The sequence below is a fragment of the Rhodococcus koreensis genome, assembly GCF_017068375.1.
GTDB lineage: Bacteria > Actinomycetota > Actinomycetes > Mycobacteriales > Mycobacteriaceae > Rhodococcus_F > Rhodococcus_F koreensis.
This window is the reverse complement of record NZ_CP070609.1, coordinates 2,966,412-2,979,000: the sequence shown is the minus strand read 5'-3', so window position 1 is coordinate 2,979,000 and position 12,589 is coordinate 2,966,412. Positions and strand designations below refer to the sequence as shown.

Below are 12,589 nucleotides of genomic sequence, written 5' to 3'. Positions count from 1 at the left end.
AACAGGAACACACCATGCGTGATGCAGTCATCGTCGAGGCCGTACGGAGCCCCATCGGCCGCCGCAAGGGCGGCCTCGCTGAGGTCCACCCCGTCGACCTGTCCGCGACCGTCCTGACCGCGCTGCTCGACCGGGCCGGGGTCGACGCCGCGTCGGTCGACGACGTCGTGTGGGGATGCGTCGGACAGGTCGGTGAGCAGGCCGGCAACATTGCACGCAACGCGGTGCTGGCCGCCGGATGGCCCGAGTCGGTTCCCGGCACCACGATCGAGCGGCAGTGCGGATCGAGCCAGCAGGCACTGCATTTCGCCGCGGCGGGAGTGATCGCGGGCCAGTACGACATCGTCGTCGCGGGCGGCGTCGAGTCGATGACCCGCATCCCGATGGGATCGGCGCGGCGCGTCGGCCTCGGTGACCCGAACAGCGAGGCGATTCGGCGACGCTACGACGGCATCGAGTTCAACCAGGGCCGCGGCGCCGAGATCCTCGCCGACCGGTACGAACTGAGCCGCGGCTGGCTCGACGAGTACAGCCTGCGCTCACATCAGCGCGCCGCCGCGGCGGTCGACGAAGGCCGATTCGCCGGCGAGATCGTGCCGGTGACCCTGCCGGACGGAACGAAACTCGACGCCGACGAGGGGATCCGCCGAACCACGACCCTCGAGAAGCTCGCCCAGTTGGAGCCGGCTTTCGGCGAGGACGGCCGCATCACCGCGGGCAACGCCTCACAGATCTCCGACGGCGCCGCAGCACTGCTGGTGATGTCCGGCGACCGGGCCCGCGACCTCGGACTGACCCCGCTGGCTCGGGTACACACCGCAACCGTCGTCGGCGACGACCCGGTCGCGATGCTGGCCGGACCCATCCCCGCCACCGCGCGGGTGCTCGCCCGCGCAGGCCTGACCCTCGACGACATCGGAGCCTTCGAGGTCAACGAGGCCTTCGCCAGCGTCGTCGGTGCCTGGCTGCGGGCGACCGGGGCACCGGACGAACGGGTCAACGCGCTCGGCGGAGCGATCGCTCTCGGGCATCCGCTCGGCGGATCCGGGGCCCGGCTCGCCACCACCCTCGTGCATCACCTGCGCGCCGAGGGCGTCCGCTACGGACTGCAGACGATGTGCGAAGGCGGCGGCATGGCCAATGCCACCATCTTCGAAAACCTCGCCGTCACGGTCTGACCGTGGCTAGCGGGTTGGAGAGGGTGGACGCAGCCATCCTCGAGTTCGCGTGCCGGTGGCTGCCCTACGGTGGTCCACCTCCCGACGAGATCTGGATCGGGTTCGGTATGACGACACCCGGATTCGACCGGAGACTGTCGACGATTCTGGAGAGTGTCGCTGCAGGAGAAGTGCCTGCCGATGTCCGAGCGCGGCTGCGCACCCAACTGTCCGAACGGGCAAGACGGTGGACGATTCGATCGAGGTCCAGCCTCTCGTCGTAGGGCGCACCAGTGACGTCTCGCTCAGGCGCGGCGCAGCCCGTCGAACGTCAGCTCGACGACGGCGTCGGCGAGGTCGGCGACCGTCCCGCCGGTGCGGGGGCGGTACCACTCGATCAGCGAGTTGACCGTGCCGAACACGAGCCGGCTGGTGAGTGCGGGATCGATTCCGGGCCGCAGGTCGCCCTCTTCCGCCGCCGCGACCACGAGGTCGCTGACGAAGGCGTCGAACTCGCGGCGGCGGGCGAGTGCGCGACGTTCCACCGCGGTGTTGCCCCGGACGCGCAGCAGGAGCGTGACGTACGGGAGTTCGGCGGCGAGTACCTCGACACTGCGGCGGACGAGGTACTCGAGGCGGTCGATGTACCGGCCGCTCGTCGCCTTCTCCTCGGTGGTGACCGCGAAGAGCGCGTTGAGCGCGCGCGACAGCGCCAGTTCGAGGAGCTCCGACTTCCCGGACACGTGGTGATAGATCGACGACTTCGTGATTCCCAGGCGCTGGGCCAGCACCTCCATGCTGGTGCCGTCGTAGCCCTTGTCGTTGAACACCTTGACCGCGACAGCGAGCAGCGAGTCGAGGTCGTAGCCGGGCCGTCCGGGCGAACCGGTCTTCCGTGCGGGGCGTGCCGTAGTCATGCGCGCAATCCTTCCAGGTGCAGAACTCCATCGCATCGGTGCGCCGTCATCCACAGGAGCCGACCGAAGGTTCGGTTCAGCTGAGAATACCGTGACCGACCCGGCAGTGGTGAACCACGTGAACGGGCCGAGTCGCTACGCGAACCGCGGCGTCGTCCGGCTCATCGGCCCAGGGCCTGGGTGCGGCCTTCCTTCCGGGCTTTCGCGAGGCCACGGCGGGCCAGGAATCCGTTGGCCAGGAGCAGGATCGTCTTGTTCGGCGGCGCGGTGAACCCGGCCTGCGTGTGCGGTGCGTACACCGCCTCGGTGCCGGTGACCTCGAGCCAGCCGGTGTTCTGACGCGACTCGAGGCCGACGAGCTGGGGCCGGTACGCGTGGGCGAGCAGTCCGGCGCGACGACCGCCCTGCGGCACCCCGGCAGGGACCCTCAAACGCACGCCCTCGTTGCTCGCCGAGTTCACGTCGACCGGCACGACGGTCGGATAGCCGTCCGCCTCGCGGTAGGCGAGCAGCACGTGCGGCAGCTTCCGGGCGCGCTCACCGGTCTTCACCGCATCCACCCGCGGCGCGGTGCCCTTCTTCGGCGGCGCCTGTGGCGCCGCGTCGGCGTCGGGGAGCGGTGCGCCGTAGACCTCGGGTTCGCCGGTCGTGCGCAGGTCGGGCCAGGCGGTCACCCGCGTCACCACGACCGTCACCAGCACCCGGTCGGTGTAGTACGCGCTGAGCCAGCGGTCCCAGAATCGGCCACGCCGCGGCGCACCCACATAGGGGGCCGAACGCTCGCCGAGGGCGTCGAGGGCGTCCCGGTCGGGGCTGGGATCGAACGTCGCGTCGCCCTGTACGAGCACGTAGCGCCGGTTGGTGCCGTCGCCGATTCCGTGCTCACGCGCGTGGAAGGCGAGCGCCACCCGCGGTTCCGCCTTGATGCGCTCGAGCTTGCGGCCGAAGCCCAGTGAGGTGGTGAATCCGACGGTGCCCCGCTCGCGGTCACGCAACCCGAAGGGTGCCACCGCGGCCACCACAGCGCCTCCCGCGGGCGTGACGTACGCGAACCCGCTGGTGAGGTCGTCGCGGATGACCTCGTCGACATCGTCCGACCAGGTGACCGGCATGGGTCGAGCCTACCCAGGCGACCCGGCACCGGACCAGACCTTCGCACTCCTCGAGGGTTGACGACTCCTGCGAAATGAATAATGCTTCATTTGTTATGAGCGATCGCTCAAATTCAATGATCATTCATTCGCTGCGGCATCGAGGAGCATTCCATGGACCTGACACTGACCGAGGAGCAGAAGGAGTTCCGGCAGCTGGCCCGCGACTTTCTGAACAAAGAGGTCGTCCCGCACCGCGCCGAATGGGACCGCGCCGAGTCGGTGGACACCGCGATCGTCGGGAAACTCGCCGACATCGGCTTCTTCGGCATGACCATTCCCGAGGAGTACGGCGGGCTGGGTGGCGACTACGTCACCTACTGCCTCGGGATGGAGGAACTCGGCCGGGCGGACTCCGCGGTCCGGGGCATCGTGTCGGTGTCGATGGGGCTGGTGGGGAAGGTGATCCTCTCGCACGGCACCGAGGAGCAGAAACACGAATGGTTGCCCCGCATCGCGTCCGGTGAGGCGCTCGCCTGTTTCGGTCTCACCGAGCCCGACAACGGGTCGGACCCCGGAAATCTGAAGACCAAGGCGGTGCGCAGCGGCGACGAGTACGTCATCAACGGTTCCAAGATCTTCATCACCAACGGCACGTGGGCCAAGGTGTGCCTGGTGTTCGCGCGCACCGGAGGTCCGGGGCCCAAGGGTGTTTCGGCTTTCCTGGTTCCGACGGACACCCCCGGTTTCGAATCCCGCGAGATCCACGGGAAGCTCGGACTCCGCGGGCAGGCGACCGCCGAGTTGTCGTTCACCGACGTGCGGGTGCCGGCGAGTTGCCTCCTCGGATCGGAGGGGCAGGGCTTCTCCATCGCGATGCACTCGCTGGACAAGGGGCGCGTCTCGGTGGGCGCCGGATGCGTGGGGATCATCCAGGGCTGCCTCGAGGCGGCCGTCGACTACGCCCGCGAGCGCACGCAGTTCGACCGTCCGCTCGCGTCGTTCCAACTCGTGCAGGACCTGATCGCCGACATGTCCGTCGACGCCGACGCCGGGAGGCTGCTCACCTGGCGGGCGGCCGACCTGATCGAGCGCGGGGAGCCGTTCGGGACAGCCGCGTCGAAGGCGAAGTACTTCTGCAGTGAGGCCGCGGTTCGTGCCGCCAACAACGCGATCCAGCTGTTCGGCGGTTACGGCTACGTCGACGAGTACCCCGTCGCCAAGTACATGCGCGATGCGCGGGTGATGACGCTGTACGAGGGCACGAGCCAGATCCAGAAGTTGCTGATCGGCCGGGCGGAGACCGGGATCAGCGCCTTCCTCTAGCGGTCGCAGGGCTGCGTGACCCTTGACACACTCCGCGCAGTGAATGTACGTTCATTTGTACCGAATCAATGTTCACAATCTTTGAACCCACTCTCATTACCGGCTTCCCGGAAAGGAATCACCGTGACCGACTACGAAGACATCACCTACGAGGTCGACGGCCCGGCGGCGGTCGTCACGATCAACCGCCCCGCGCGCTACAACGCATTTCGCGGTAAGACCGTCGAGGAACTGATCAAGGCGTTCCGCTCGGCATGGGCCGACGACACGGTGCAGGCGATCATCCTCACCGGTGCGGGGGAGAAGGCGTTCTGCACGGGCGGCGACGTCAAGCAGCGAGCGGAGACCGGCGACTACGGCCCCACCGAGAGCGGCATGTTCGAGATCGGCAACCTGCACAAACTCATCCGCGACGTCCCCAAGCCCGTCATCGCGGCGGTCAACGGCATCGCCGTCGGCGGCGGCCACGTGCTCCACGTTCTCTGCGACCTCACCATCGCGTCCGAGACCGCGAAGTTCGGCCAGGCGGGACCGCGTGTGGGCTCGTTCGACGCGGGCTTTGGCTCGGCGTTCCTGGCGCGAGTCGTCGGTGAGAAGCGGGCCCGCGAGATCTGGTACCTCTGCCGTCAGTACGACGCCGTCACCGCCGAACGCTGGGGTCTGGTCAACTGGGTCGTCCCCGCGGACCGGTTGCTCGACGAGGCGAAGGCCGTCGCCGCGGAGATCGCCGAGAAGAGCCCCACCACCCTGCGTTTCCTGAAGCAGTCGTTCAACGCCGACACCGACCACCAGGCCGGGCTGAGCAACCTCGCGATGTCTGCGCTCGACCTGTTCACGCATTCACCCGAGGGCCTCGAGGGGGCGACGGCGTTCGCGGAGAAGCGCAAGCCCGAGTTCAACAAGTACGTGAACGCCTGAGTCCGACACACACGGGAAGGGGAAACACACCATGAGCAACAACATCGCAGTGGTCACCGGCGCAGGATCCGGCATCGGCCGCGCCATCGCGCTCGCACTCGCCGAGCAGGGCGACCGGGTGGTCGTCGCCGACCTCGACCTGCAGGCCGCGGAGAAGACCGCGGCGGAACGGCCCGACCTGCTTTTTCCGATGACCGTCGACGTCGCCGACCGGACGCAGGTCGACGCCCTGCGCGACCGGGTGACGGCCGAGGTGGGGGTCGCGAACATCCTCGTCAATGCGGCGGGATGGGACCGCACCGACCAGTTCCTCAACGCCACCACCGAATTCGCCGAGAAGGTCGTCGCCATCAACTACCTCGGGCCCGTGCACATGTGCAGCGCCTTCCTCCCCGGCATGGTGGACGCGGGTAACGGTGGGCGGGTCGTCAACCTCGCCAGCGATGCCGGCCGCGTCGGTAGTGCGGGGGAGAGCATCTACGCGGGTGCGAAGGGCGGTGTGATCGCCCTGTCGAAGTCGCTGGCGCGGGAGATGGCCCGGCACGGGATCAACGTCAACTGCGTGTGCCCCGGCCCGACCGACACGCCGCTGTTCCAGGCGCAGGCGGAGAAGCTGAAAGAGGCTCTGGTCAAGGCTATTCCGTTCCGCAGGCTCGCGCGCCCGGAGGAGGTTGCGGCGCCGGTCGTGTTCCTCGCGTCCGAATCCGCATCGTTCATCACCGGCCAGGTGATCAGCGTCAGCGGTGGCCTCACCATGGCCGGCTGACCGGCGCCGGGACGGAGGACTCATCATGACGTACGCATACGATGCCCACGCCTATCGTCAGTACTTCGAGCACGACTTCACCTATCTGAACGGCTTCCGGCGCAACACGCACCGGTACGCCGATCGACTCGCGATGCAGTCCCCGTCGACCGGCGAGAGCTGGACGTACGCCGAACTCGGCGACCGGGTCGACCGGCTCGCCACCGGCCTCGCCCGCGCCGGTGTGGGTCCCGGCGACGTCGTGGCCTACCAGTTGTTCAACGGCCCCGAGTTCGCCCAGCTGTACCTGGCCGGGCAGGCCTGCGGGGCAGTCGGATCGCCGATGAACTTCCGCCTCGCGTCCGGCGAGACGGCGTTCGTCCTCGACGCGAACCGTCCCACGGTGTTCGTCTACGACACCGAGATCGGCGAGATGGTGCGGGACGCGCTGGCGCGCTCCACGCACAAGCCCGCGCTCGTCGTCGCCGTTGGTCCGGGAGAGCCCGTGCCGGGGAACGGCTTCGAGGTGATCCGGTTCGACGACCTCGTCGCCGAGTCGGCGTCGCCGCCGGACGTGACTCGCACGGTGTGGGACGAGACCACCCGGCTGTTCACGTCGGGAACGACCGGCATGCCGAAGGGCGTCCCGCTCAACAGCATGATCGAGATCTTCAGCGCCCACGACGTGATCATGCACTTCCCGCTGACGGCGGAAGACAAGACGCTGAACATGACGCCGTGGTTCCACCGCGGTGGGCTGTACTGCGCCGGACCGAATCCCACGTTCTATCTCGGTGCGTCGCTGGTGGCGCTGCGCAGCTTCGACGCCGACGTCACGCTCGACCACGTCGAGGAGTACGGGCTGACGTTCCTGATCGGCGCCCCGACCAACCTGGCGATGCTCGCGCGTGCCCAGGAGGACAAGCCCCGCGACCTGTCCACCCTGAAAGGCGTCGTCACGATGGGTGCGCCCCTCGAGCGGGAGGCGGCGCTGCACTACCAGAAGGTGCTGAACCCGCGAATCTTCAACGGCTACGGCAGCACCGAAGGTTTCTGGAACACCTTCCTGCGGCCCACGGATCTGCCGGACATGGCCGGGTCCGCGGGGCGGGCCTGCATCGACGACGACGTCGCCGTGGTCAAGTTGTTCGACGACCGCCTCGCCGACGCGCACGAGACGGTCGCGAGGGACGGAACCGAGATCGGCGAGGTCATCGTCCGCTCCCCGAAAGGCGCCAACGCCTATTTCGATGCCCCGGAGCAGGAGAAGCAGAAGTTCCGGAACGGCTGGCTGCACATCGGCGACCTCGCCACCTGGGACGAGAAGGAGTTCGTGACGATCGTCGGACGCAAGGACGACATGCTCCTGTCCGGCGGCGAGAACGTCCACCCGGTGCAGATCGAGGAAGCGCTGAACGAGCACGCGTCGGTGACGGATTCGCTCGTCGTCGGTGTTCCGGACGACAAGTGGGGGCAGGTCGTCGTCGCGTACGTCGTCGCCACCGCACCGGTCCCGTCCGCCGAAGAACTGGACGACTTCTGTCGCAGGCATCCGATGCTGTCGCAGTTCAAGCGCCCCCGTGCGTACCGCTTCGTCGAATCGCTCCCCGTGTCGGCGACGGGAAAGAAGCTGCACTACAAGGCAACCGACACCGCGCGCAGGGAGTTCGAGAGCGGGGCATTCGTCACCCCGGCCGCCCGCGGATCCCACACCATCGGCTCGTAAAGGACACCGTCATGACCACCCATTCCCATCCGCGGCCCTTCAGCGCCGTCGACCCACTCGACATCGACACGCTGTACTCGGACGACGAACTCGCCGTGCGCGACACCGTCCGGAAATTCTGCGCCGAGCACGTCACACCGCACGTCGCCGACTGGTTCGAGGCCGGCGAACTGCCGGGAGCCCGCGAACTGGCGAAGGAATTCGGGAAACTCGGCGTCCTCGGGATGCACCTCGAGGGCTACGGGTGCGGCGGATCGTCGGCCGTCCACTACGGTCTCGCCTGCCTCGAACTCGAGGCCTGCGACTCCGGCATCCGCTCCCTCGTGTCGGTGCAGGGCTCCCTGGCCATGTTCTCGATCTGGAACAACGGCTCCGAGGAGCAGAAGAATCAATGGCTGCCCGGCATGGCGGCCGGTGAGATCATCGGCTGCTTCGGTCTCACCGAACCGGACGCGGGCTCCGACCCGGCGTCGATGTCGACGCGTGCCAAGCGGGACGGCTCGGACTGGATCCTCAGCGGCCGCAAGATGTGGATCACCAACGGCAGCATCGCCGACGTCGCGGTGGTGTGGGCGGCCACCGACGACGGGGTCCGCGGATTCATCGTTCCGACCGACACCCCGGGTTTCAGCGCGCCCGTGATCAAGCACAAGATGTCGTTGCGCGCCTCGGTCACCAGCGAACTGGTGCTGGACGACGTCCGACTGCCCGAATCGGCGATGCTCCCCGGCGCCCGTGGCGTGCGCGCCCCGCTCAGCAGCCTGTCCGAGGCGCGCTACGGCATCGTGTGGGGTGCGATGGGCGCGGCGCGGTCCGCGTGGGAGGCTGCCCTGCAGTACTCGAAGGACCGCGCCCAGTTCGGACGACCCATCGGCGGATTCCAGCTCACGCAGGCCAAGTTGGCCGACATGGCGGTGGAACTGCACAAGGGGCAGCTGTTGTCGCTGCACCTCGGCAGGCTGAAGGACACGGCCGGGCTGCGACCGGACCAGGTCAGCTTCGGCAAACTCAACAACACGCGTGAGGCCATCGAGATCTGCCGCACGGCGCGCACCATCCTGGGCGGCAACGGAATCTCCTTGGAGTTCCCCGTCATCCGGCACATGGTCAACCTCGAATCGGTCCTGACCTACGAGGGGACACCCGAGATGCATCAGCTGGTTCTCGGGCAGGCCTTCACCGGCGAGAACGCGTTCCGCGGATAGGAGACGAACACCATGACCATCGAATACGAATCCGAGCACCAGCAGTTCCGGGACAGCGTCCGCAGCTTCGTTCGCGAGCGAATCGTCCCGCGGCACGAGCAGTGGGAGAACGAAAGCTGTCTCGACCCGGCACTGTTCACCGAAGCGGGTAAGCAGGGGCTGCTCGGCTTCCCGGTCCCCGAGGCGTACGGAGGTCCCGGCGTCGAGGACTTCCGCTACAACGCGATCGTCGTCGACGAGGTCAACCGTGCGGGTGCCGCATCCGCGGGTATCGCGTTCTCCCTCCAGAACGACGTCGTGCTGCCGTACCTGACGGACATGACGACCGAGGAACAGAAGGCCCGGTGGCTTCCGGGAACCGTCACCGGGGAGACGATTCTCGGCATCGCGATGACCGAGCCGGGCACCGGAAGCGACCTCACCGGCATCCGCACCACGGCGGTCCGCGACGGCGAGCACTACGTGGTGAACGGCAGCAAGACGTTCATCTCCAACGGCCAGAACGGCACGCTCTTCGTCGTTGCCGTGCGCACGTCGCCGGACAAGCACAAGGGGCTGTCGCTGCTCGTCGTCGAGTCGGACACGCCCGGGTTCTCCCGTGGCCGCAACCTGGAGAAGATCGGGCTGCACGCTCAGGACACCAGCGAGCTGACGTTCACCGACATGCGCGTTCCGGTGGCCAACCTGCTCGGGGAGGAGGGGCAGGGCTTCTATCAGCTCGTCCACAACCTGCCGCAGGAGCGGCTGTCCCTGTCCGTCGGCGCCGTCGCGGCCGCCGAAGGAGTCCTCGAGCAGACCCTGGCGTACGTGAAGGAGCGCAGCGCCTTCGGACAGCCGATCGCCGGATTCCAGAACACCCAATTCGTTCTCGCGGAAGTGGCCACGGAACTCGACCTGGCCCGCACCTACCTCGACGACTGCATCCGCCAGCACGTCCGCGGAGACCTGACCGCGGCCCGTGCGGCGCGGCTCAAGTGGTGGACCACCGAACTGCAGGTCCGCGTCGCCGACCGGTGCCTGCAACTCCACGGCGGATACGGCTACATGCGCGAATATGCGGTGGCGCGCGCGTTCGTGGACGCGCGGATCCAGACCATCTACGGCGGCACCACCGAGATCATGAAGACGATCGTCGCGAAGGATCTCGGTATCTGACCCGGACCGGACTGCGGTTCCGGTCCCGCGCGGGATACTGTGAATACCCATTCACCGCAGGTTCTGCCACCAAGGAGAGGTCATCTGTCATGGCGAAGGACACGTCCGCCCTTCCACTCGACGAGGCGGTCCGCGCCGTCCGCGTCAGCTCGCGTCGACGTCAGGTGCTCGACGCCGCCGTCACGGTGATGCAGCGGACCGGGTTCCATCAGATGTCCATGCAGGCGCTCGCCGACGAGGCGCAGGTGAGCGTGGGGCTGATCTACACGTACTTCGGCGGCAAGGAAGACATCCTCCTCGCCACGATCGTCGACATCCTCGACGCGTTCCGTGATCAGCTCGAGCCCGCGATGGATGCCGCGGGAACCGACCCCATCGAGCGGCTGGCCGCCGGGTTCCGGCGGTTCGTCGAGATCGTCGACGAGAACCTGGACGCCGTCGTGCTGACGTACCGGGAGAGCCGGACCCTCGACCAGGAGGGGCGCGAGCGGATCAAGGAACTCGAGGTGGCGACGTCCACACCGCTCCACGATGCCCTCGAAGCCGCGATCGCATCCGGGATCGCCGGCGACCTCGACGTCGACCTGACGACGTTCGACATGATGATGCTCGCGCACGGGTGGGCGCTCAAGCACTGGCATTTCGCGTCCCGCTACACCGTCGACCAATACATCACGGCGCAAACACGATTCATTCTCCGCACCGTCCTGTCGGATCGGAGCGCCGCAGCGTACCGGCACCTGACCGAATGACCCGATGGCGTTTCGACGGTGAGATCACCGGCGTGGGCACCGGGTCGGGAGTCCGCATCGTCGTCGGCCACTGGTCCCGATCGCCGCTCGGTGAGTTCACGGATGTCATGGTCGAACACGCCGACGGCCTGCGGGTGCTCCTCGCGCCGTCGGACGCCGTCCGCGATTTCGTCACCGCGACGTACACCTTCGACCGGACGGTGATCACACCCGTTCACTACACGAGGTCCGGCGACAGTCGGGCGGTTCAGGCCGGCGACCTGCACGTGCGGTTCGAGGTCGGGGCCCGCACCCTGCTCGGACACCTGCTGAATCTGGTGCCGCGGACCGTCGCGGGTGCGCCGTGGTTCTGCTCGGTCAGCGACCCGATCGCCCGCGTCGTTCTCCGCGGTGTGCGCACCCGTGGCACCGCGGGCAACGGGCGTCGCGAGTTCTACGGAGCCGTCGACCAGCGGCGGCTGGCCGGAATGTCCGCCACCTGGTGCGGCGAGAACCTCGGCGCCCTGACACCGGTCGATCCGCCCGTCCGATTCGGGTTCGGCTCGACCCCGCGGACCCCGGCGGTCACGACGATCGTCACGACGATCGTCGACTAGTCGTAGTGGTAGCGGGCCTGCTGTATGACGACAGTGTCGTCGACGATCACGTACACCAGGCGATGCTCGTGGGTGATGCGCCGCGACCACACGTTGTCTTCCATGTGGCGGAGCCGTTCGGGTTTTCCGATCCCCTGGTAGGGCGACCGTTTGATGTCCTTGATCAGCGCGTTGATCTTGGCGAGAACCTTCCGATCGTTGGTCAGCCAGTACGTGTAGTCGTCCCAGCCGTCGTCGGTGAAGGCGGTGTTCACTCGATCAGTTCCCTGTCGGTGTATTCACCGCGCCGGGTCGCCTCCAGGCTGCGGAGCAGCCGGCGAGCGTTCGCCGGGCTGGACAACAGGTAGGCGGTCTCCATGATGGAGTCGTAGTCGTCCTTCGAGATCAGGACTGCGTTGCCGTTCTTCGACACGATCTCCACCGGGGTGTGGTCCTCGTTCACCTGGCTGACCAAGCCGAACAGATTTTTCCGGGCGTCAGTGGCGGTAATAGCGGACATGGGTCACCTTCTTTTCCTCGCATCGCAGGCGGGGCCGCACCTGCCGTGGGCAAGCGATGCCCGACGCTGCCAGGGTACCATATACGTACTTGATCTGGTACGTAATGGAGGCGTGAACGACGTCATGTGTGGACACGAAATCGTTCGTGATCTAGTCGAAGAGGGTGGGTGCCTCTCCCGGCTGATCGCGGGCGGGCGGATCGACCTCGCCCGCCGGGCTCGTCGCCTTGTGCACCACCGACAGCGTCGTCGTCCGGACCGACAGTCTGTGCCCGTCGGGATGCTGGAGCGAAGCCATGCCCTTGCTGACCTCGACGACCAGCCAGGGGCCGGCGTGACCGGACGCCTGCACCAGATCACCCACCTGTATCCGTACGGCTACCACCGCGTCCTCCCAAGGTCTACTGCATCGGCCTGTGCCCAGCGTAGCGACATCGGCCGGTGTCAGCCGACCAACGGGAGCAAGCCGTCGAGACGGGGAGGGTCACCTCGATATGATGCA

Annotated in this window: 14 protein-coding genes; 9 read left to right on the top strand and 5 right to left on the bottom strand. The window is 67.4% G+C overall.

The window, feature by feature from the left end; genetic code table 11:
• The first annotated feature begins 14 nt into the window (after nt 1-14).
• Nucleotides 15-1,178 carry a thiolase family protein gene (locus JWS14_RS13775; RefSeq protein ID WP_095862234.1) on the top strand — a complete coding sequence of 388 codons (1,164 nt, stop codon included), beginning with the start codon at nt 15-17 and terminating at the stop codon, nt 1,176-1,178.
• A gap of 284 nt (nt 1,179-1,462) precedes the next feature.
• Here the strand turns inward: JWS14_RS13775 and JWS14_RS13770 are convergent, their stop codons facing one another.
• Together JWS14_RS13770 and JWS14_RS13765 are read right to left on the bottom strand one after the other, a co-directional pair.
• Nucleotides 1,463-2,074: a TetR/AcrR family transcriptional regulator gene (locus JWS14_RS13770; protein WP_012689589.1), complete on the bottom strand. Its 612-nt coding sequence runs from the start codon at nt 2,072-2,074 to the stop codon at nt 1,463-1,465.
• Nucleotides 2,075-2,235: 161 nt separating this feature from the next.
• Nucleotides 2,236-3,186, bottom strand: coding sequence for a hypothetical protein (locus JWS14_RS13765; protein ID WP_206013514.1), 951 nt, complete (start codon nt 3,184-3,186; stop codon nt 2,236-2,238).
• A 153-nt stretch (nt 3,187-3,339) separates the two neighbouring features.
• Between JWS14_RS13765 and JWS14_RS13760 the strand changes: the two genes are divergently transcribed.
• From JWS14_RS13760 to JWS14_RS13725, 8 genes are all read left to right on the top strand, one after another.
• Nucleotides 3,340-4,491, top strand: coding sequence for an acyl-CoA dehydrogenase family protein (locus JWS14_RS13760; protein WP_206013513.1), 1,152 nt, complete (start codon nt 3,340-3,342; stop codon nt 4,489-4,491).
• Between the two features lie 123 nt (nt 4,492-4,614).
• Nucleotides 4,615-5,409, top strand: coding sequence for an enoyl-CoA hydratase-related protein (locus JWS14_RS13755; protein WP_072937232.1), 795 nt, complete (start codon nt 4,615-4,617; stop codon nt 5,407-5,409).
• 31 nt (nt 5,410-5,440) lie between these two features.
• Complete coding sequence (locus JWS14_RS13750; RefSeq protein ID WP_072937233.1) at nt 5,441-6,175, top strand: SDR family NAD(P)-dependent oxidoreductase; 735 nt, start codon at nt 5,441-5,443, stop codon at nt 6,173-6,175.
• Between the two features lie 25 nt (nt 6,176-6,200).
• Complete coding sequence (locus JWS14_RS13745) at nt 6,201-7,880, top strand: class I adenylate-forming enzyme family protein (protein ID WP_206013512.1); 1,680 nt, start codon at nt 6,201-6,203, stop codon at nt 7,878-7,880.
• Nucleotides 7,881-7,891: 11 nt separating this feature from the next.
• The gene (locus tag JWS14_RS13740; RefSeq protein WP_072937235.1) at nt 7,892-9,085 is read left to right on the top strand and encodes an acyl-CoA dehydrogenase; all 1,194 of its coding nucleotides are present in this window, start codon (nt 7,892-7,894) and stop codon (nt 9,083-9,085) included.
• A 12-nt stretch (nt 9,086-9,097) separates the two neighbouring features.
• The gene (locus tag JWS14_RS13735) at nt 9,098-10,240 is read left to right on the top strand and encodes an acyl-CoA dehydrogenase family protein (RefSeq protein WP_072937236.1); all 1,143 of its coding nucleotides are present in this window, start codon (nt 9,098-9,100) and stop codon (nt 10,238-10,240) included.
• An 89-nt stretch (nt 10,241-10,329) separates the two neighbouring features.
• Nucleotides 10,330-10,992: a TetR/AcrR family transcriptional regulator gene (locus JWS14_RS13730; RefSeq protein ID WP_206013511.1), complete on the top strand. Its 663-nt coding sequence runs from the start codon at nt 10,330-10,332 to the stop codon at nt 10,990-10,992.
• On the top strand, nt 10,989-11,588 hold the full coding sequence (locus JWS14_RS13725) for a hypothetical protein (RefSeq protein ID WP_072937238.1): 600 nt from the start codon (nt 10,989-10,991) through the stop codon (nt 11,586-11,588). Before JWS14_RS13730 ends, JWS14_RS13725 begins: the two co-directional genes overlap by 4 nt.
• Here the strand turns inward: JWS14_RS13725 and JWS14_RS13720 are convergent.
• The 3 genes from JWS14_RS13720 to JWS14_RS13710 form a co-directional block, all read right to left on the bottom strand.
• Nucleotides 11,585-11,842 carry a Txe/YoeB family addiction module toxin gene (locus tag JWS14_RS13720; RefSeq protein ID WP_072937239.1) on the bottom strand — a complete coding sequence of 86 codons (258 nt, stop codon included), beginning with the start codon at nt 11,840-11,842 and terminating at the stop codon, nt 11,585-11,587. The genes JWS14_RS13725 and JWS14_RS13720 overlap by 4 nt on opposite strands.
• Nucleotides 11,839-12,087 (bottom strand): type II toxin-antitoxin system Phd/YefM family antitoxin, encoded by a 249-nt coding sequence (locus tag JWS14_RS13715; protein ID WP_072937240.1) that lies wholly within the window; start codon nt 12,085-12,087, stop codon nt 11,839-11,841. The genes JWS14_RS13720 and JWS14_RS13715 overlap by 4 nt, the downstream gene beginning before the upstream one ends.
• A gap of 151 nt (nt 12,088-12,238) precedes the next feature.
• Nucleotides 12,239-12,472, bottom strand: a complete 234-nt coding sequence (locus JWS14_RS13710; RefSeq protein ID WP_206013510.1) for a hypothetical protein — start codon at nt 12,470-12,472, stop codon at nt 12,239-12,241.
• Nucleotides 12,473-12,589: the final 117 nt, after the last annotated feature.